The organism is Campylobacter sp. CNRCH_2013_0671h (assembly GCF_025773055.1).
GTDB classification, from domain to species: Bacteria; Campylobacterota; Campylobacteria; order Campylobacterales; family Campylobacteraceae; genus Campylobacter_D; species Campylobacter_D lari_D.
The window spans coordinates 92,508-111,006 of the sequence record NZ_JAKMTG010000002.1; the positions used below are offsets into that span (position 1 = coordinate 92,508).

The window sequence follows — 18,499 nt, forward strand, 5'->3', positions numbered from 1 at the left end:
TATGATTTTTTTAATTCCTTTAATTGTGATTATTTCTTCTATTTTTATCATTGATCACTTTTATTTTTCCAAAGAGAATGAAGTTGTAAAAGAAAAAAAACAAGTAGTGCAAAAAAATACCGATTCTGATAAACAAAGATATCTTGAAAATATATTAAATCAAAAATAATCATGCACACACAAATTTCATATAAAAAATTCTTTTGGATTAATATTTTAGTTGTGATTACTCTTGCTTTAAATTTAAGAGCACCTATAACTTCCATAGGTCCTATGATAGAACATATTCAAGAATATTACAATATCAATTCTACTTTAGCAGGTATGCTAACAACCTTACCTTTAATAGCTTTTGGTCTTATATCGTTTTTTGTAGCGTATTTTTCACAAATTAAAGCTTTGTTTTTTGCCTTAATTTTGATTGTCTTTGGAGAAGTTATTAGAAGTTATGGAGGAACTATAGGTTTATTTTCTGGGGTTTTTTTGATAGGAGCAGGCATTGCAATAGCTAATGTTTTATTACCTTCTTTTGTAAAAGAAAAATTTTCTAAAAATACTTATAAGATAATGGGTTTATATGGATCAATTATAGGCTTATCTTCAATTGCTGGCGTGGCCTTATCACTTCCTTTGCTTAAATTTTTTGATGTACCTCAAGCTATGTTTTTTTGGGCTATATTGGCTTTAATTGCTTTGATTTTTTATTTTCCACATTTGAAAAATAAAAGATTATTACGCCCTAAAAAGAAAAATATTAATAAAGTGAATATCTTTTTAAACTTAACAGCCTGGAAAGTTACTATTGTAATGGGATTACAAAGTTTTTTATCTTATAGTCTTTTTGCATGGCTTAGTGTGATGATTAGTGAAAAGGGCTTTGGAATTGACTTTGGTTCTAATGTTTTATTATTATCTCAAATCATAGGAATGCCTGTGGCATTTTTACTACCTATCATTTTAGGAAAGCTTAGATCTCGTGCTAAAAGTTTTGCTATAGTGATGTTAGGGTTTTTGTATTTTTTAAGTTTTATGATGATTTTTCTTTTTAAAGTAAAAGCGATTTTGTTTTTAGCGGCTATTTTTTTAGGTTTTGCTTCTAGTGGAGTTTTTACAATTTCGCTATTATTTATTGCTATCAAAAGCTCAAATTCTATCATAGCGGCTAAACTTTCTGCTATGTCACAAGGTATAGGGTATTTAATAGCTGCTCAATCACCTTGGATTATAGGCATGCTTCATGATAATTTTAGAAATTTCACTTCAGGCTTTATTATGCTTATTATAGTAGCTATAATACTTAACATTTTTGTATTTTTGGCATATAAGGCTCCTGTGATTAAGTGAAAATTAAAAATAAATTAAAGCCTTTTTTGTTAGAATTTTAGGATTTTATTTTTGTGAGTTAATAATGCGATATACAGTAACAGAGGCTTCTATTTATGAAGCACAAGGCTTAAAAGATGAGGCTTTGGAGATTTATAAAAATATATTAAAACAAGATCCGCAAAATAAAAATGCCATTGATGCTATAAGGCGTTTGAGTGGCTTGCGTTCTAATCATGAAGATTTAAATTATGATATGCTTGATTTTTTTGTCAATATGAAAAGTGAAGAAGAAATTAATGAATTTAAAAGGTGGTTGATAAAACTATGAATATAGAAGATTTAGCAAAAATGGCTATTAGTGAAGTTAATTCGCAATTAGATAATAAAAAAAATAAAAACGATGAATTTGCTCCTATGGTAGAAGAAATTACTCAAGAAAAAAATGTTAATACTCAAGAGAAAAAAATCAAAGAAGAAATTAGTAAGGTTACACAAGAGCTAATCCAAGAACTAGATGATTTAGAAGTAAAAGTAAAAGATGATAAACAAAATGTCGCTATTAAGGTTGAAGCTTTAGAAGAAAAAGAAGAAAGCATTATAAATAATGAAGAATTTTTCTTGAAAAATCTTAGAGAGCGTATTTTGGTTTTATTTGAAGGATTAAAAAATACCAAAGATGAGCATATGGAAAAAAGACTAGATATGACCATTACTTTTTTAGAGTTTTTACTTGCAAAGATTGAAGATAGACTTAAAAAATGACCAAGATTTTTTAAGAATTAAAAATATACTTAAGCCTTACACACAAAGGGTTTATTTAGTAGGTGGTTGTGTAAGGAATTCTTTTTTAGATTTATCTAGTGATGATTATGATATAGAAATTTATGATATTGAGCCTATGCTTTTTGATGAGCTTATGCAAAAACTTGGTGCAAATGGAGTAGGAAAAAGTTTTTTTGTATATAAATATAAAAAATTTGATTTAGCTCTAGCACGCTATGAAAATAAAATTTCTACAGGCCATAGAGGTTTTGAAGTTAAAGTTTGTAATAATGAGCAAGAAGGAGCAAGAAGAAGAGATTTTACCATTAATGCATTGATGGTAAATATTTTTGATTTTGAATTTTTGGATTTTTTTAATGGTTTGCAAGATTTGCAAGCAAAGATTATAAGACATATTGATGATAAAAGTTTTATTGAAGATAGTTTAAGAGTGCTTCGTGGAATTTCTTTTGCATGTAGGTTTGATTTAACAATTGCAAAAGAAAGTTTAAAATTAATGCAAACTATGGATATAAGCGATTTATCTAAAGAGCGTATTAATAATGAACTTTATAAAATTTTTAAAACTTCAAGACTAAATAAAGCTTATGAGTATTTTAAAATTTTAAATTTAGAAGAAAAAATCTTTTTTTATCAAAGCTGTAATAAAGAATTTGAGAGACTTTTAGAGTATAGCCAAAAGTTAATTTGTGATGAGGCTTTGTTTTTGTATTTGTATTTGAATTTTTTTCATATAAATAAAGAGGAATTTTTCAAAAAAACAAAATTAAAAAAAGAGCTTTTAAAAAAATGCGAACAAGAATTTATTTTAGGTAAAATTGATGATTTTAATTTAGCTAAAATTGCTTTAAAAATACCACTTTGCAAATGGCTTGGGCTTTGGAATAATGAGCGTATAACACAAGCAAAAAAAATAAATTTATATCATCATGCTTTTGAAAGTAAAATTAGCGCCAATGACTTACTAAAGGAAGGATTTAGCGGGAAAGAACTTGGAATTGAACTTGAAAAAAGAAAATTACAAGAATTAAAAAACTATATAAAGGAGTAAAAATGAATGAGTATATTTTAAAAATTTCATGCAGCGATGAAAAAGGATTGATTTATAGAATTTCAGATGTTATTTTTAAATATAGAATCAATATTATAAAAAATGATGAATTTGTTGGAGAAAATCGTTTTTTCTTTAGGGCACATTTAGAAGGTGAGCTTGATATAAAAGCTTTTAAAGGAACGCTTGAAGCTATGCTTCCTGATAATGCACAAATTGAAATTACTTCAAAGAGAAAAAAAGATATTATTGTTTTAGCTACTAAAGAAACTCATTGTTTAGGTGAGTTACTTATCCGTCAATTTAGTGGAGAATTTAATGCAAATATTAAGGCAGTTATTGCAAATTATGATGTATTAAAACCTTTAGTGGATAAATTTAACATACCTTTTCATACTATTTTAGCACAGGATTTAAGCAGACAAGAGCATGAAAAAAAACTACTAGAGTGTTTAAAACAATATGAGTTTGATTATATTGTTTTAGCAAAATATATGAGAATATTATCTCCATCTTTTGTAGAGAATTTTGAGGGAAAGATTATTAATATCCACCATTCTTTTTTACCTGCATTTATAGGAGCTAATCCTTATAAGCAAGCTTATGAAAGAGGGGTAAAGATTATAGGCGCAACAGCACATTTTGTAAATAATAACTTAGATGAGGGGCCAATTATTACCCAAGATGTTATACCAGTTACTCATGAATATTCTTGGCAAGCTATGCAACAAGCAGGGCGCAATGTAGAAAAAAATGTTTTTTCTAAGGCCTTGGATTTAGTGTTTGATGATAGGATTTTTATATATGATAATAAAACAATAGTATTTTAATCTTGATGCTAAAAAGCATCAAGATTAGCATGAATAGCAAGTTTTAAACTCATATGCAGTTGGTCTAGCTTCTACAGGCCATACTTGGGTTTCAAATTTCATATGTTGATAATCATCAATAAATACATCACTCATAACAGGCTTTAAGAAGGCATTTTTTCTAATGAGTGCTTCCAAAGATCCTCTTAAAGTGTGAGGTAATTGCTCTATACCTTTTTCTCTAATCTCATCTAGGGTTAGTGCAAATAAATTTTCATCCATAGGGCCTACCGGTATGGTTTTATTTTTAATACCATCAAGTCCTGCCATAAGCAAGCTTGTAAAAGCTAGGTAAGGATTGGAAGTGCTATCAGGAAATCTTATTTCAACTCTTGCGCTTTTTTCATTAATACCATAAGGCACGCGACAACTTGCAGAGCGATTTTGGCAAGAATAAGTTAGTATACAAGGTGCTTCAAAACCTGGAACTATTCTTTTATAAGAATTTGAACTAGGATTGGTAAATGCAGCAACACTTCTTGCATTAGCTAAAATTCCACCGATGTAATTAATCGCATATTCACTTAATTTTCCATATCCTTCTTTATCATAAAATAAATTTACTCCATCTTTCCAAAGGCTCATATGCACATGCATACCACTTCCATTATCTCCATAGAGTGGTTTTGGCATAAAGGTCGCTGTTTTTCCATTTAAATGCGCTACCATTTTAACTACATATTTATAAATTTGTACATTATCAGCAGCTTCAACTAAATTCCCAAATTCTACACCAATCTCAGCTTGTCCTTGTGCTACTTCATGATGATGTACGAAAGTTTTTAAACCAACTCTTTCTAAAACTTGTACCATTTCAGCTCTAATATCCACACTAGAATCAATAGGACTTACAGGAAAATATCCACCTTTATTTCTTGGGCGATGTCCACTATTGTAACTATCTGTAAAATCTTTATTATCATTCCATTCACCTTCTTCAGTATCTACTTCATATTTTGCACAGTGAGAAGAATCAACTATTTTTACATTATCAAAAATAAAAAATTCATTTTCAGGACCAAAATAAGCAGTGTCAGCGATATTGCTTGTGCTTAAGTGTTGCATTGCTTTTTTAGCAATACTTCTTGGGCATTTTTCATACATTTGATCTTTGTAAATATCATATACATCGCAAATTACTATGATAGTAGGATCAGCTGTAAAAGGATCTAAAAACGCACTTTTCACATCAGGTTTTAAAATCATATCTGATTTTTCTATAGGCTGCCAACCATGCAAAGAGCTTGCGTCAAAAGGAATTCCGTTTTCAAAGGTTTTATCATCAATTGCTTTTATATTATAAGTGATGTGATGCCAAGTGCCTATCATATCAGTAAATCTAAAATCAACAAATAAAACTTCATGTTCTTGACAATAACTAAAAAACTCATCAATGTTATTTACAAATTTACCCATTTTTTCTCCTTTTTATTTTTTGGGTTTTTTAATTTATTTTATAGATTGTAGTATATTTTTTTTAAATTAAGTTTAAATTAATATTTTTTTTATAATCAAATTAAAAAAAAGATTATTTTGTGTAAAAAAATAATTAAGTTGGTAAAATTAATGTTGATTTATATTTTTTTGTAATATAATCTCGCATTAGTTTTTTTATTAAAAAAGGTGTAACAATGACCCAAGAAGAATTAGATGCTTTAATGAATGGCACTGAAGACTTAGATCTTGATTCTGTAGAAGAAACAGAAGAAAAACCAGATACAGATTATGAAGATGAGGAAAAAAATAAGCAAATTGTTAATGATATGATTAATGGTGATTATAAAGCAAGAGCGGATATGGCTTGGCCACCACCACCACCTAGTAAAGAACATAAAGTTGTACATCAACTTGATGATGTTACAAGAGATAGTGAAATAAAAGCCACAGAGATGATGGAAAAATTAGAAGCTATTAACGACTTTTTTGCAAATTCTGAGAGTGATCTTTGTGTAATCAGTGATGCTTTAAATAAAAATATAGAAATTTTTGAAAAATTAAATGCAAAATTTCCTAATGTGGTAAGCTTTAAAGAAGCTATTGAAATAAATAACAATGCTAAAAATATCATAGATGAGATTACAGGTTGTTTGCAAACTGGACAAGATGAAGTTATGATGGCAATGGATGCTATGCAATATCAAGATATTCATCGTCAAAAAATTGAGCGTGTTATTAATGTTATGAGAGCTTTAAGTAGATATATGAGTAGTTTGTTTGAAGGTAAAATTGATGATGAAAAACGCGTGGGATCTGCTGTGCATATCGAAGGAGATACAACTGCAGATGTTGTAAGTAATGATGATATTGAGGCATTAATCGCAAGTTTAGGAAAAAAATGATTATTCCTGAAATAGTAGCTCCTGCAGGTAATTTTACAAAATTAAAAATAGCTTTAGCTTATGGAGCTGATGCTGTTTATGCAGGAGTGAGTAATTTTTCATTAAGAGCAAGAACTGCTAGAGATTTTAATTATGAAACTTTTAAAGAAGCTATTGATTATACGCATGCAAAAGGAAAAAAAATTTATGTAACGATTAATGGATTTCATTTTAGTTCGCAAATTGAAGGTTTGAAAAGGCATATTTTAAAACTAAAAGAAATGAAACCTGATGCTTTTATAGTAGCTTCTGTAGGTGCTATGCGTTTGGTTAAAGAGCTTGCACCTGAAATCAATCTTCATGTATCAACCCAAGCTAATATTTTAAATTACTTAGACGCTCAAGTTTATAAAGATATGGGAGCTAAGCGTGTTGTTATAGCAAGGGAACTTGGTTTAAAAGATGCAAAAGATTTGAAAAATAATTGTGACGTAGAGCTTGAAAGTTTTGTCCATGGTTCTATGTGTTTTGCGTATTCTGGCAGATGTTTGATAAGCTCAGTGCAAAGTGGACGCATGAGTAATCGTGGATCATGTGCAAATGATTGTAGATTTAACTATGAACTTTATGCAAAGAACCCAGAAACTAATACACTTTTTAGACTTGAAGAAGATGAGAATGGCACGCATGTGTTTAATTCTAAAGATTTAAATTTAAGCTCGTATATTCAAAAAATTATGCAAGAAGATTGCATTCATGCTTTTAAAATAGAAGGAAGAACGAAAAGTGAGTATTATGTAGCTTTGACTACAAGAACTTATAAAATGGCAGTGCAAGATGTGTTGCAAAATACTTTTGATGCGGCTAAGTATGAAAAAGAAATTCATACTTTAAAACACAGAGGTTTTACAGATGGATATTTAGTTTCAAGAGCTTATGAAAAAACCGATTCAATAAATCATAATACAAGTATAGAAGAAGGAACCCATCAAGTGTATGCTATTAGCGAAGATGGTGAATTTTTTAAATGTAAGGGTAGGATAGAATTAAACAAAGAATATGAAATTCTAGCTCCGGTTGATTCTAATATAGAATTAGGGGAAAATAAACTAGGTTTAGTATATGAAAATGAAGGAAAAAAATTCATAGTGTTTAAACAATTATTAGCAAAAAACAATAAAGAATTTAGTGAAATTCATAGTGGTAATGAAAATGAAATTACTTTGCCATTTAAACTTCCAGAATTTAGCTTTTTAAGAAGGAGTGTTGAATGAAATTTGTTTCCATATTGATGGGAAGTAAGAGTGATTATGATATAGTAAAAGAAGCTTTAGGAATTTTGGAAAAATTTGATGTAAAATATGAAGTCTTGATCACTTCAGCTCATAGAAGCCCTCAAAGAACCCAAGAATACATCAAAAATGCTGAAGAAAAAGGTGCAAAAGTATTTATTGCTGCAGCGGGTATGGCAGCTCATTTAGCAGGAGCTGTTGCAGCACATACAACAAAACCTGTTTTAGGTATACCTATGCCAGGAAGTAATTTAGCTAGCATGGATTCTTTATTTTCTACTGTGCAAATGCCAAGTGGAATTCCTGTAGCAACTGTGGCTATAGGTAAAGCAGGGGCTATTAATGCAGCTTATTTGGCAGTGCAAATTTTAGCAATAGAAGATGAGTCTTTAGCGCAAAAATTATTAGAAGATAGACAAAAACAACAAGAAAAATTAATCCAAGATTCTAATACAATTGAAGTTTTTCTTTAAGGAGCGTATATGCAAACTTACTTGGAATTAAAAGAATTTTGTCAGTTAGTTCATTTATCCGAAGATGTTGTAAAAGGAATGATGGCAAATGGTGCTTTAAATTTCAAAGAAGAAGAAGGTAAAATTTATATAGAAGCTAATCAAGGTACTTTTAGTGTAGTTCCTTCAAGTTCAAAGCAACCTGCTATGGTAAATTCTATGACCTTGGCAGGAGAAAGTTTTGTAGAAAAAACTATAGGGACTATTTTAAATTTACATGAAAAAGTTCTTGATGCTAAGGATGAAACCTTAGAAGCTTTAAAGGGTGAAAATAAATTTTTAAAAGATGCTCTTTATTCTATGCAAGAGCTTTATGATGAGGATAGAAAAACTATAGAAAATCTTAACGAGCAACTTAAATATGCGCGCAATGAAGTTGAATTTCTAAAAAGAAAATATAAAATGATGTGGAATAAAACAGTGGAATTATATGCAAATTCGCCTGAGAAGTCTGAAGAATTAAAGGAAGAAAAATGACTTTTTCTCAAATGATTTTAAATTTACAAGAATTTTGGCAAAAGCAAGGTTGTGCTATTATGCAACCTTATGATTTTCCAGCAGGTGCAGGGACTTTTCACCCGGCAACTTTTTTAAGAAGTTTAGGTAAAAAACCTTGGGCGGCTGCTTATGTAGCACCAAGTAGAAGACCAACTGATGGAAGATATGGTGAAAATCCTAATAGGTTGGGTGCTTATTATCAATTTCAAGTTTTAATTAAACCAAGTCCTGATAATATCCAAGAATTATATTTAAAAAGTTTAGAAAATTTAGGCTTTGATTTGAAATCACATGATATTCGTTTTGTTGAAGATAATTGGGAAAGTCCAAGTTTAGGTGCTTGGGGTTTGGGCTGGGAAGTTTGGCTTGATGGTATGGAAGTTACACAATTTACTTATTTTCAACAAGTTGGTGGTATAAGCGTAGATTTAGTTAGTGCTGAAATTACTTATGGCTTGGAAAGACTTGCAATGTATTTACAAGATGTAGATAATGTATATGATATAGTTTGGAATGAATTTAACGGCGAAAAAATTACCTATAAAGATGTTCATAAGCAAGGCGAGTTTGAATTTAGTAAATATAATTTTGAAGTAAGTGATGTAAAAACTTTAAATGTACAATTTGAAAATGCTTACAATGAGTGTAAAAATGCATTAGATGCAAAACTTGCTTTACCAGCATATGATTATTGTATGTTAGCAGCACATACTTTTAACTTGCTTGATGCAAGAGGAGCTATTTCAGTAACTCAAAGACAAGATTTTATGCTTAAAATTAGAGAATTATCTAAAAATTGTGCTTTAGTATATAAAGAAAGTTTAGATGAAAATTAAAGAAATTTATGATTATTTAGATACTATTAGTCCATTTAATACGCAAAGTTCATGGGACAATAGTGGTTTATTGCTTGGAAATTTCGATCAAGATGTAAATAAGATTTATCTTGCGCTTGATGTAGATATGCATTTAATTGAAAATGCAAGCGAAAATTCACTTTTTATAGTTCATCATCCTTTAATTTTTAAAGGTTTGAAGAATTTAAGTGGAGTGCTTTATCCGCAAAATCTTCTTACAAAAATGATACAAAAAAATATAGCCTTGATTGCTATACATACAAATTTTGATTTAAGTCATTTAAATACTTATTTTACTAGCGAAATTTTGGGTTTTAAGATCAAAGAACAAAATGAATTTTTGATCTATTGTGATGTAGATTTTCAATTAGATACATTAGTTGATCATGTTAAAAAGTGTTTAAAGCTTAATCATATTAGGGTTGTTAATGCTCATCAAGAAAAAATAAAAACTTTAGCAATATGTACAGGCAGTGGTGGAGATTTGATTTCTAGTGTAAAAGCAGATTGTTTTTTAAGTGGAGATTTTAAGTATCATCAGGCCTTAGAAAGTTATCATAATAAACTCAATTTGATTGATATAGGTCACTATGAAAGTGAGTCATACTTTGGTGAAATTTTAGCAAAAGATTTGCAAAAATTTCATTTAGAAGTTATAATATCAGTTTCAAAAAATCCATTTCAATATTTTTAAGGAAAAAATCAATGAATAAATATTTAGAACAACTTATAGCTTTATCGCAAATTGATAAAGAGTTAGATAGTTTTGCAAATAAAGTAGAAGATGCTACAAAGGATTTAAAAGAAAAGCGTAATTTGCTTGATAAAACTGAAGAAGAAATTGCAGGTTTTGAAAAAGATATTAAAGATATAGAAAATCAAAAAATACAAAACAATAACCATATTGCAGAATTTGGTGTGAAAATTAAAGAAATAGCCAAAAAAAGTGCTGCAGTGAAAACTGAAAAAGAAGCAAATGCTTTAAAAATCGAAGAAGATATAGCTAAAGAGCAACTTGATGCAGCAAATGAAGAGATAGAAAGATTAGATAAAATTTTAGAAAACAAAGAAAAATTTATACAAGAATTGCAAACTAAGAGAACTGAACTTGAAAATGAAGTGGATCAAATAGATGCTCAAACAAAAGTTGTATTAGTTGATATTGAAAAAGAAAGATTAGAGATTTATGATAAAAAAGTAAAGCTGGTTGGCGAAATAAATCAAAAAGTTTTAACTTTTTATGAGAAAATTAGAAAATGGGCGGGAAATAGTGCTGTAGTTCCTGTGAAAAAACATGCTTGTTATGGCTGTTTTATGAGAATTTATGATAAAACTTATTTAGCAGTTTTAAAAGGTGATGAAATCGTAACTTGTCCGCATTGTGGAAGAATTTTATATAAAGAAAAAGAAGAAAATCAAAATTGATTTTTTTTTATTACATTTTTGCTGTGATTATATATGTAATCGCAGTTCCTTTTTTGTTGATTTTAAGTTTTTGTAAAGAAAAATATAAAGTATCTCTAAAATCTAGATTTTTTCTTTACAAAAACTTAAAACAAGAACAAGGAGATATATATTTTCATGCTTGCTCCTTTGGGGAGATTAAAAGCATTGTTCCCTTAATAAAACTTTTTCCAACTTGTAAAATTTCAACTATCACGCAAACCGGATTTAATGAAGCTTTAAGACATTCTAAAAAAGTAAATTTTTTACCATTTGAAATTTTTATACCATTTTGGATGAAACCTTGCAAAGTTTTGATTATTTTTGAAGCAGAGCTTTGGCTTATGCTTGTATTGATGGCTAAATTTTGTAATGCAAAAGTTATTTTATTAAATGCTAGGATTAGTGATAGATCTTTAAAAAACTACAAGCGTTTTAGCTTTTTTTATCGTTTGATTTTTAAATATATTGATGTTGTGTTTGCGCAAAGTCAAAAAGACAAAGAAAGATTAGAATGCTTGGGTGCTAAAAATGTTGTAGCATATAAAAATATCAAAGCATATATAAAACAAGAACAAGTGAAAAATTATTCAAAACCTAAGGCTAGGGTTATTATATTTGCTAGTACGCATGAAAATGAAGAACGATTATTGCTTAATGAGATTAAACTAGAAGAAAACGATAGATTAATTATCGCTCCAAGACATCCGGAGCGTTTTGGCGAGGTTGAGGGGATTTTAAAAGATTTTTGCCAAAAAAATCATTATAATATGCAAAAATTTTCAGACTTTACTTTAAGTGAAAATGATTTTGCAAATTTTTTTAAGACCAAGTGCTTATTACTAGATACTTTGGGTGAGCTAGAAAGTTTTTATAAGATTAGTGATGTGGTTTTTTTATGCGGCTCTTTTGTAAATAATATAGGCGGGCATAATCCTATAGAGGCAGCTAGATGGAATAATGTTATTATCTCGGGGAAATATTATTTTAATCAAGAAAGTTTATATCAAGAAGTTGATGATTTGTATATTTGTGAGAGTGTAAAAGATATAAATGATTTTTTAAAGCAAAAATTATCACAAGCACGAGTCAAAGAGCAAAATGATTTAAATGAAGTTATATTAAGTATAAAAGAAGGTTTAGATGCAAGAAAAAGCTTATAAATTGCTTGCAATGCAAGAAAAAATTTCCAATAATGCAGCAAAAGATTTGATTGATAAAGGTTGTGTTTTTGCTATGGGAAAAAAGGTTGTTATAGCTAGAGCTTTGATGAGCTCAAAAACAAGATTCGTCGTGCAAAAAATAAAAAAAGCAAAAATACTTTTTGAAGATGATAAAATCATAGCTTTAAATAAGCCTTATGGGGAAATTAGCGAGAATTTAGAAGGTGTTTATAATGCTAAATTAATTAACAGGCTTGATAAAGAAACAAGTGGAGTTTTGCTTTTAAGCAAAGATGAGGAATTTAGACTAAAATGCATTCAAGAGTATAAAAAACAAAATGTTTATAAAAGCTATTTAGCTATTGTCGATGGAGTAATTGTTGAAGAACTTGAAATTTGTGAAAAAATAACTACTATAAAAAATAAATCCGGAGCTTTTAGTAAAATCGATAAATTTGGCTTAGAAGCTCATACTCAGGTTATACCTTTAATGGTAAATGCAAAAAAAACTTTAATAAAAGCAGTCATTAAAACAGGTAGAACACATCAAATCAGAGTGCATTTAAATCATATAAAACATGGTATTATTGGCGATGAAAAATATGCAAAAAATAGCTCTTCTAGAATGTATTTGCATTCTTATGAAACGCATATTTTTGATTATCAATTTAAAGCTTTACTTGATGAGAGTTTTAATGCTTATGGTTTTGAAATAAAAAATTTAAATTTTTAAAGGCGTTTAAAGCTAAAAGGGTTTATAATTTAGCTTTTTAAAATTTTAATAAAGGGAAAATAAAGTGTTTGAAATAGTTAGTGAGTCATTTAAATCCGCGGTTAATAAACTTCGTTTTGTTGATGATGAAAAAGCTTTAAAAAATGCTCTTGACACTTTAAAAAAAGCCCTTTTAAAAGCAGATGTACATCATAAAGTTACGAAAGAATTACTCACTTTAGTAGAAAATGATGTAAAAACTAATGGCATAGGCCAAAAGCAATTTTTAGACTCAATTAAGAAAAATTTAGAAGAAATTCTTAGTGTTAAAGGTAAAAATCAAGGTTTTGTATTTGCTAGTAAGCCACCTACGGTTGTTTTGATGTGTGGTTTGCAAGGTGGTGGTAAAACAACTACTACGGTAAAAATTGCTAATTACTTAAAACTAAGAAATAAAAAAGTATTAATTGCTGCATGTGACTTGCAAAGATTAGCTGCAGTAGAGCAATTAAGACAACTCACTCAAGCTAATGAGCTTGATTTATTTTTCATAGAAAATGAAAGTAATCCTTTAAATGTAGCTAAACAAGCTTTAGAAAAAGCAAAAAATTCTATGTATGATGTTTTGCTTGTAGATACTGCCGGCCGTTTGGCAATTGATATAGCTTTGATGAATGAGCTTAAAGAAGTAAAAGCTATTTTAAATCCTGATGAAGTATTTTATGTAGCTGATGCTATGAGTGGTCAAGATGGAGTTAAAACAGCAAGTAGCTTTAATGAAGCTTTAGAAATCACTGGGGTTATTTTAAGTAAATTTGATGCAGATACTAAAGGTGGTGTTGCGCTAGGTATAGCTAAACAAATTGGTGTGCCTTTAAGATTTATTGGTGTTGGTGAGAAAGTAGCTGATTTAGAAGTATTTATCCCTGATAGGATTGTTAATCGTATTATGGGTGAAGGTGATTTGGCGACTTTGGCTGAAAAAACTGCCGCTATTATAGATGAAAAAGAAGCAAAAAAACTTAATAAAAAAATCAAAAAAGGTGAATTTAATTTCAATGACTTTTTAAATCAAATGGAAAGTGTTAAAAAACTTGGTAGTATGAAATCAATCATTGGTATGATACCTGGTTTATCATCTATGGCAGCAAATATTAAAGATATTGATTTGGATAATTCTAAAGAAATTATTCATATTAAAGCAATGATTTCATCAATGACGCCAAAAGAAAGAGAAAATCCTGATTTGTTAAACAACGCAAGAAAGCGTCGTATTGCAGAGGGTGCTGGTTTATCTCAAATGGAAGTAAATCGCTTTTTAAAACAATTTAGTAATGCGGCTAAGTTGGCAAAGAAATTTTCAAACAAAAAAGGAATGGAAAATTTTATGAATATGTTGCAGCAAGCTAAAAGACCGCAATAATTAAAGCTTTTTTATGGATATATGAGTTAAAATATCTATAACAAAATTTTAATTTTTTTAGGAGTATTAAAATGACAGTAATCAGACTTACAAAAATGGGACGCAAAAAAAGACCATTTTATCGTATAGTTGTAACTGATAGTAGAAAAAGACGCGATGGTAGTTGGATAGAAAGCATTGGATATTATAATCCTATGGTTGAACCTGAAGTAGTAAAATTTGATGCTGAGCGTTTAGCTTATTGGAAGAGCGTAGGTGCTAAATTAAGCGATAGAGTAGCAGCTATTACAAGCAAATAAAAATGGTTGAAAATTTTTTAAGAGAATACGCAAAATTAATTGTTGATTTTCCTGAAAAAGTTGATATACAAAAACAAAATTTAGAAAACAATTTTGCTGAAATTATCATTTATGTTGATCCAACTGATACTGGTAAGTTGATCGGAAAAAACGGGAAATTAATCAACGCAATAAAAACAGTTATTATGGCTTATAAAGTTAAAGATGCAACTTCATATCGTATAACGGTAAAAGCTATTGAAGAATGATTTGGTCCAAGTTGCTAAACTTGGGAAAAGTGTTGGTTTGAAAGGTTATGTGAAATTACATAACTTAAGTGATTTTTATGAGCAGTTTAAAGCAGGTGCTAAATTTTTTGATGGTAATCAAAAAATTTACACCATAAAAGCTTTTGATAAAACAAGATCTTTGGTTTTATTTGAAGATTTTGAGAATTTAGAATCTGCAAAAAAACTAACTAATATTACACTATTTCAAAGCATAAAAACTACAAAAGAAACTTGTAAGTTAAAAAAAGATGAGTATTTTTATTTTGATATTATAGGCTGTGAAATTTTTGAAAATGAACAAAAATTAGGTGTAGTTGAAGATATTTTAGAAAATGGAGCTGGATTTTTATTCTATATAAAATGCGATGAAAAACTACAGACAAAGGTTAAAAACTTTTATATTCCTTATGTTGATAAATATATTCAAAAAGTTGATATAGAAAATAAAAAAATATTCACACAATCTGCTTTAGATATTTTAGAAAATTCATGAAATATACTTTTGTAAGTTTATTCCCAGAGCTTATTGAGCCTTATTTTAAAACTTCTATTTTGGCAAGGGCAAAAGAAAAAGGAATTTTAGAATTTGATTTTGTTAATCCTAGAAATTTTACTACAAATAAACATCTAAAAGTAGATGATTATAAAATAGGCGGTGGTGCGGGACTTTTATTACAAGCTCAGCCTTTATATGATTGTTTAACGCATATTAAAAGCCAAGATAAAAATACGCATTTTATTTTTCTTTTACCATGTGCTAAAACTTTTAAGCAAATAGATGCTAAAAGATTAAGCGTCAAAGAGCATATTTGTTTTGTATGTAGTAGATATGAGGGTTTAGATGAGCGTATTGTGGAAGAATTTGCTAATGAAGTGTTTTCTATAGGAGATTTTATACTTACAGGTGGAGAGTTAGCATCTTTGGTGATGTGTGATGCTATTAGTAGAAATATTCAAGATGTTCTTGGAAATAGTGAAAGTTTAAGTGAAGAAAGTTTTGAAAATGATTTATTAGAAGCACCATCATTTTCTAAGCCATTTGTTTTTGAAAAGGAAAATAAAAAATTTTATGTTCCTTCAGAGTTTTTAAAGGGAAATCACGCTAAAATCACAGCTTTAAAAACTACTTTGGCGTCTTGCAAAACGAAATATTTTCGTCCTGATTTGTATCAAAAGCATGAACGCAAATTTTAAGGAATATCGTTATGAAAAATAAATACATTGAGCAATTTGAGCAAAAACAAATTGAAGGTAAAAATGTTCCAGAATTTCGTGCTGGAGATACTTTAAGACTTGCTATTCGCATTAAAGAAGGCGATAAAACAAGAATTCAAAATTTTGAAGGTATTTGTATAGCGCGTAGAGGAAATGGTGTAGATGAAACTTTCATCGTGCGTAAAATAGGCGCTAATAATGTAGGTGTTGAAAGAATTTTCCCTATTTATAGTGAAAGTTTAGAAAGTATTACAGTATTAAGAAGAGGTCGTGTACGCCGTGCTAGATTATTCTATTTAAGAGATAGAAGAGGTAAGGCTGCTCGTATTAAAGAACTTAAAAAATAAAATGAAATTTAGAACTCAAATGCATGAAGTAATTTCTTGGGAACAAGAAATTGAAAATGGCATAAATATATCTAAAAAAATAGAAAATGCTTATGCTAAGGAAATATGCATAAATATGTCAAAGGATAGCTTTATGAAAGATCATAAAGCACCTTTTGATATTACTATACAAGTATTAAAAGGCTCTATTGATTTTGGAGTTTTAAATCAGCAAATTCTACTTAAATCTTTAGATAGCATTAGTTTAAAAGCTAATGAAATTCATAATCTTTTAGCACTAGAAGATTCTATAGTGCGTTTAACTCTATATAAACAAGATAGCCTTGAACGCGTTGAGAGTGTTTTGAAATCTTAATTTAAGTCTCATTTTGTATAATTTTAGCTTACTTAAAATTAGGAAGTTAAGCTATGAAATGGACTAAAGATTCTTGGAAAAATTATAAAATTCAGCAACAGCCGCAATATCCTGATGAAAATGAATTACAAGATGTTGTTAAAAAATTAGAAAAATTACCACCACTTGTTTTTGCAGGTGAGGTAGATAAGTTAAAAAAATCCCTTGCTAATGTTGTAAATTCTCAAGCATTTTTACTCCAAGGAGGAGATTGCGCAGAGAGTTTTGTAAATTTTGGTGCTGATAATATAAGAGATATGTTTAAAGTTATGCTTCAAATGGCCATAGTACTTACTTTTGCAGGATCTTGTCCTATTGTTAAAGTAGGGCGTGTTGCAGGACAATTTGCAAAGCCAAGAAGTAGTGATTTTGAAGAAGTAGATGGAGTAACACTTCCAAGTTATCGTGGGGATATTATTAATGGTTTTGAATTTAATGAAAAATCAAGAATAGCCGATCCTAAAAGAATGCTAGAAGCGTATTATCAAAGTGCTACAACTTTAAATTTATTAAGAGCTTTTTCAAGAGGTGGTTTAGCGGATTTAAGAGTAGTGCATAAGTGGAATTTGGGTTTTTTAAAAAAAGCAGAGCTTGGGAAAAAATATAATGAACTTAGTGAAAAAATCACTCAAGCTTTAGCTTTTATGCAAGCTTGTGGTATCACTGATACCCCAAATCTTTCTCAAACAGCCTTTTATACTTCTCATGAAGCCTTGCTTTTGCCTTATGAAGAAGCTTTAACTAGAGTAGATAGTTTAAGCGGGGAAATTTATGATTGTTCAGCACATATGCTTTGGATAGGCGAGCGTACTAGAAAAGCAGATGAAGCACATGTGCATTTTTTAAGTGGAGTAAAAAATCCACTCGGTGTTAAGCTTAGCGCTAATTATGATTTAGGTGAGATAAAAAAGCTAGCAAGTATTTTAAATCCACATAATGAAGCAGGAAGATTAAATTTCATCATCCGTATGGGATGTGATAAGATAGAAAATGCCTTGCCAAAATTATTTAAAGAGTTAGAACAAGAAGGGTTTAATATACTTTATAGCATAGATCCTATGCATGCAAATACGGTTAAATCAGGTAATTTTAAAACAAGAGAATTTGATAAAATTATTCAAGAAGTGCGTGCGTTTTTTGAGATAGCTATGAGTGAAGGAGTGTATCCTGGTGGGGTACATTTGGAAATGACAGGGCAAAATGTAACAGAATGTGTAGGAGGCTCTTTAAATATCACTCAAGAAGAACTTTCTAAACGCTATGAAACACAATGTGATCCAAGATTAAATGCTGACCAAGCTTTAGAATTAGCATTTATCATAGCAGACTTAGTTAAAAAGGCAAGAAAATGTTAAAATTTTATGGTATTAAAAATTGTAATAGTGTTAAAAAGGCCATGGATTATTTAAATTCTAAGCAAATTGAATTTGAATTTTTAGACATTAAAAAGCTAGATGAAGAAACTTTAAATTTTTGGTTTAGCAAAAGGAGTGTTTTAGAGCTTGTAAATACAGCGGGTATGAGTGCTAGAAAATTAGGGTTAAATAAAGAAAAACTTCAAAATTTAAACCAAGATGAAATTAAAGTGATGATTTTGCAAAACCCAACGCTTATAAAACGCCCATTAATTATAGAAGATGATGAAGTTTTTATAGCTAAAGAGTATGAGAGTTTTTAAAATGCTAGAGTGAAAAACTCTAGCATTTAGGAGTTTCTCAAAAAATATTT

Annotated in this window: 25 protein-coding genes; 24 read left to right on the forward strand and 1 reads right to left on the reverse strand. The window is 29.2% G+C overall.

What is annotated here, in order from left to right:
* Position 1 precedes the first annotated feature (1 nt).
* From L8X97_RS02080 to purU, 6 genes are all read left to right on the forward strand, one after another.
* Positions 2 to 169: a hypothetical protein gene (locus L8X97_RS02080; RefSeq protein WP_087699327.1), complete on the forward strand. Its 168-nt coding sequence runs from the start codon at positions 2 to 4 to the stop codon at positions 167 to 169.
* 2 nt (positions 170 to 171) lie between these two features.
* Positions 172 to 1,344, forward strand: coding sequence for an MFS transporter (locus L8X97_RS02085; protein WP_263660995.1), 1,173 nt, complete (start codon positions 172 to 174; stop codon positions 1,342 to 1,344).
* 61 nt (positions 1,345 to 1,405) lie between these two features.
* Entirely contained in the window at positions 1,406 to 1,654 is a 249-nt protein-coding gene (locus tag L8X97_RS02090) for a hypothetical protein (protein ID WP_087691144.1), read from the forward strand.
* Positions 1,651 to 2,088, forward strand: a complete 438-nt coding sequence (gene ciaD, locus L8X97_RS02095; protein ID WP_263661821.1) for an effector protein CiaD — start codon at positions 1,651 to 1,653, stop codon at positions 2,086 to 2,088. Before L8X97_RS02090 ends, ciaD begins: the two co-directional genes overlap by 4 nt.
* Positions 2,057 to 3,160, forward strand: coding sequence for a CCA tRNA nucleotidyltransferase (locus tag L8X97_RS02100; protein ID WP_263662510.1), 1,104 nt, complete (start codon positions 2,057 to 2,059; stop codon positions 3,158 to 3,160). Before ciaD ends, L8X97_RS02100 begins: the two co-directional genes overlap by 32 nt.
* Before the next feature lie 2 nt (positions 3,161 to 3,162).
* A complete protein-coding gene (gene purU, locus L8X97_RS02105; protein ID WP_133318739.1) occupies positions 3,163 to 3,990 on the forward strand; it encodes a formyltetrahydrofolate deformylase in 828 nt (275 codons plus the stop codon).
* A 24-nt stretch (positions 3,991 to 4,014) separates the two neighbouring features.
* Here purU and glnA read toward each other — a convergent pair whose 3' ends face one another.
* Positions 4,015 to 5,445, reverse strand: a complete 1,431-nt coding sequence (glnA, locus tag L8X97_RS02110) for a type I glutamate--ammonia ligase (protein ID WP_263660992.1) — start codon at positions 5,443 to 5,445, stop codon at positions 4,015 to 4,017.
* Between the two features lie 215 nt (positions 5,446 to 5,660).
* Between glnA and L8X97_RS02115 the strand changes: the two genes are divergently transcribed.
* The 18 genes from L8X97_RS02115 (at position 5,661) to L8X97_RS02200 (ending at position 18,449) form a co-directional block, all read left to right on the forward strand.
* Entirely contained in the window at positions 5,661 to 6,368 is a 708-nt protein-coding gene (locus L8X97_RS02115) for a protein phosphatase CheZ (RefSeq protein WP_263659057.1), read from the forward strand.
* Positions 6,365 to 7,621: a peptidase U32 family protein gene (locus L8X97_RS02120; protein ID WP_263662512.1), complete on the forward strand. Its 1,257-nt coding sequence runs from the start codon at positions 6,365 to 6,367 to the stop codon at positions 7,619 to 7,621. Before L8X97_RS02115 ends, L8X97_RS02120 begins: the two co-directional genes overlap by 4 nt.
* On the forward strand, positions 7,618 to 8,112 hold the full coding sequence (purE, locus tag L8X97_RS02125; RefSeq protein WP_133318743.1) for a 5-(carboxyamino)imidazole ribonucleotide mutase: 495 nt from the start codon (positions 7,618 to 7,620) through the stop codon (positions 8,110 to 8,112). Before L8X97_RS02120 ends, purE begins: the two co-directional genes overlap by 4 nt.
* 9 nt (positions 8,113 to 8,121) lie before the next feature.
* The gene (locus tag L8X97_RS02130) at positions 8,122 to 8,628 is read left to right on the forward strand and encodes a DUF3972 domain-containing protein (RefSeq protein WP_220566839.1); all 507 of its coding nucleotides are present in this window, start codon (positions 8,122 to 8,124) and stop codon (positions 8,626 to 8,628) included.
* Positions 8,625 to 9,485, forward strand: coding sequence for a glycine--tRNA ligase subunit alpha (gene glyQ / locus L8X97_RS02135; RefSeq protein ID WP_258107574.1), 861 nt, complete (start codon positions 8,625 to 8,627; stop codon positions 9,483 to 9,485). Before L8X97_RS02130 ends, glyQ begins: the two co-directional genes overlap by 4 nt.
* A complete protein-coding gene (locus L8X97_RS02140; RefSeq protein ID WP_263662513.1) occupies positions 9,475 to 10,200 on the forward strand; it encodes a Nif3-like dinuclear metal center hexameric protein in 726 nt (241 codons plus the stop codon). Before glyQ ends, L8X97_RS02140 begins: the two co-directional genes overlap by 11 nt.
* 11 nt (positions 10,201 to 10,211) lie before the next feature.
* Entirely contained in the window at positions 10,212 to 10,931 is a 720-nt protein-coding gene (locus L8X97_RS02145; protein ID WP_263662514.1) for a zinc ribbon domain-containing protein, read from the forward strand.
* Positions 10,928 to 12,112 (forward strand): lipid IV(A) 3-deoxy-D-manno-octulosonic acid transferase, encoded by a 1,185-nt coding sequence (gene waaA / locus L8X97_RS02150; protein ID WP_263662516.1) that lies wholly within the window; start codon positions 10,928 to 10,930, stop codon positions 12,110 to 12,112. Before L8X97_RS02145 ends, waaA begins: the two co-directional genes overlap by 4 nt.
* The gene (locus L8X97_RS02155) at positions 12,093 to 12,845 is read left to right on the forward strand and encodes a pseudouridine synthase family protein (RefSeq protein ID WP_263662517.1); all 753 of its coding nucleotides are present in this window, start codon (positions 12,093 to 12,095) and stop codon (positions 12,843 to 12,845) included. Before waaA ends, L8X97_RS02155 begins: the two co-directional genes overlap by 20 nt.
* A 64-nt stretch (positions 12,846 to 12,909) precedes the next feature.
* A complete protein-coding gene (ffh, locus tag L8X97_RS02160) occupies positions 12,910 to 14,247 on the forward strand; it encodes a signal recognition particle protein (RefSeq protein WP_220566836.1) in 1,338 nt (445 codons plus the stop codon).
* A 71-nt stretch (positions 14,248 to 14,318) separates the two neighbouring features.
* On the forward strand, positions 14,319 to 14,546 hold the full coding sequence (gene rpsP / locus L8X97_RS02165; protein ID WP_012661702.1) for a 30S ribosomal protein S16: 228 nt from the start codon (positions 14,319 to 14,321) through the stop codon (positions 14,544 to 14,546).
* Between the two features lie 2 nt (positions 14,547 to 14,548).
* Positions 14,549 to 14,794 carry a KH domain-containing protein gene (locus L8X97_RS02170; protein ID WP_043019956.1) on the forward strand — a complete coding sequence of 82 codons (246 nt, stop codon included), beginning with the start codon at positions 14,549 to 14,551 and terminating at the stop codon, positions 14,792 to 14,794.
* Positions 14,784 to 15,308, forward strand: coding sequence for a ribosome maturation factor RimM (gene rimM / locus L8X97_RS02175; protein ID WP_263659062.1), 525 nt, complete (start codon positions 14,784 to 14,786; stop codon positions 15,306 to 15,308). Before L8X97_RS02170 ends, rimM begins: the two co-directional genes overlap by 11 nt.
* The gene (trmD, locus tag L8X97_RS02180; protein ID WP_133318752.1) at positions 15,305 to 16,009 is read left to right on the forward strand and encodes a tRNA (guanosine(37)-N1)-methyltransferase TrmD; all 705 of its coding nucleotides are present in this window, start codon (positions 15,305 to 15,307) and stop codon (positions 16,007 to 16,009) included. The genes rimM and trmD overlap by 4 nt, the downstream gene beginning before the upstream one ends.
* Before the next feature lie 11 nt (positions 16,010 to 16,020).
* Positions 16,021 to 16,377: a 50S ribosomal protein L19 gene (gene rplS, locus L8X97_RS02185; protein WP_012661698.1), complete on the forward strand. Its 357-nt coding sequence runs from the start codon at positions 16,021 to 16,023 to the stop codon at positions 16,375 to 16,377.
* A gap of 1 nt (position 16,378) precedes the next feature.
* The gene (locus tag L8X97_RS02190) at positions 16,379 to 16,732 is read left to right on the forward strand and encodes a cupin domain-containing protein (protein WP_243705616.1); all 354 of its coding nucleotides are present in this window, start codon (positions 16,379 to 16,381) and stop codon (positions 16,730 to 16,732) included.
* Between the two features lie 53 nt (positions 16,733 to 16,785).
* Entirely contained in the window at positions 16,786 to 18,126 is a 1,341-nt protein-coding gene (locus L8X97_RS02195) for a class II 3-deoxy-7-phosphoheptulonate synthase (RefSeq protein ID WP_263662518.1), read from the forward strand.
* Positions 18,120 to 18,449 carry an ArsC/Spx/MgsR family protein gene (locus tag L8X97_RS02200; protein WP_263660983.1) on the forward strand — a complete coding sequence of 110 codons (330 nt, stop codon included), beginning with the start codon at positions 18,120 to 18,122 and terminating at the stop codon, positions 18,447 to 18,449. Before L8X97_RS02195 ends, L8X97_RS02200 begins: the two co-directional genes overlap by 7 nt.
* Positions 18,450 to 18,499: the final 50 nt, after the last annotated feature.

Excerpts from the sequence above, each read along its gene's own strand:
- L8X97_RS02080 (WP_087699327.1), top strand. The coding sequence starts at position 2 with ATGATTTTTTTAATTCCTTTAATTGTGATTATTTCTTCTATTTTTATC.
- L8X97_RS02085 (WP_263660995.1), top strand. The coding sequence starts at position 172 with ATGCACACACAAATTTCATATAAAAAATTCTTTTGGATTAATATTTTA.
- ciaD (WP_263661821.1), top strand. The coding sequence starts at position 1,651 with ATGAATATAGAAGATTTAGCAAAAATGGCTATTAGTGAAGTTAATTCG.
- purU (WP_133318739.1), top strand. The coding sequence starts at position 3,163 with ATGAATGAGTATATTTTAAAAATTTCATGCAGCGATGAAAAAGGATTG.
- glnA (WP_263660992.1), bottom strand. The coding sequence starts at position 5,445 with ATGGGTAAATTTGTAAATAACATTGATGAGTTTTTTAGTTATTGTCAA.
- L8X97_RS02115 (WP_263659057.1), top strand. The coding sequence starts at position 5,661 with ATGACCCAAGAAGAATTAGATGCTTTAATGAATGGCACTGAAGACTTA.
- L8X97_RS02120 (WP_263662512.1), top strand. The coding sequence starts at position 6,365 with ATGATTATTCCTGAAATAGTAGCTCCTGCAGGTAATTTTACAAAATTA.
- purE (WP_133318743.1), top strand. The coding sequence starts at position 7,618 with ATGAAATTTGTTTCCATATTGATGGGAAGTAAGAGTGATTATGATATA.
- L8X97_RS02130 (WP_220566839.1), top strand. The coding sequence starts at position 8,122 with ATGCAAACTTACTTGGAATTAAAAGAATTTTGTCAGTTAGTTCATTTA.
- glyQ (WP_258107574.1), top strand. The coding sequence starts at position 8,625 with ATGACTTTTTCTCAAATGATTTTAAATTTACAAGAATTTTGGCAAAAG.
- L8X97_RS02140 (WP_263662513.1), top strand. The coding sequence starts at position 9,475 with ATGAAAATTAAAGAAATTTATGATTATTTAGATACTATTAGTCCATTT.
- L8X97_RS02145 (WP_263662514.1), top strand. The coding sequence starts at position 10,212 with ATGAATAAATATTTAGAACAACTTATAGCTTTATCGCAAATTGATAAA.
- L8X97_RS02155 (WP_263662517.1), top strand. The coding sequence starts at position 12,093 with ATGCAAGAAAAAGCTTATAAATTGCTTGCAATGCAAGAAAAAATTTCC.
- rpsP (WP_012661702.1), top strand. The coding sequence starts at position 14,319 with ATGACAGTAATCAGACTTACAAAAATGGGACGCAAAAAAAGACCATTT.
- L8X97_RS02170 (WP_043019956.1), top strand. The coding sequence starts at position 14,549 with ATGGTTGAAAATTTTTTAAGAGAATACGCAAAATTAATTGTTGATTTT.
- trmD (WP_133318752.1), top strand. The coding sequence starts at position 15,305 with ATGAAATATACTTTTGTAAGTTTATTCCCAGAGCTTATTGAGCCTTAT.
- rplS (WP_012661698.1), top strand. The coding sequence starts at position 16,021 with ATGAAAAATAAATACATTGAGCAATTTGAGCAAAAACAAATTGAAGGT.
- L8X97_RS02190 (WP_243705616.1), top strand. The coding sequence starts at position 16,379 with ATGAAATTTAGAACTCAAATGCATGAAGTAATTTCTTGGGAACAAGAA.
- L8X97_RS02195 (WP_263662518.1), top strand. The coding sequence starts at position 16,786 with ATGAAATGGACTAAAGATTCTTGGAAAAATTATAAAATTCAGCAACAG.
- L8X97_RS02200 (WP_263660983.1), top strand. The coding sequence starts at position 18,120 with ATGTTAAAATTTTATGGTATTAAAAATTGTAATAGTGTTAAAAAGGCC.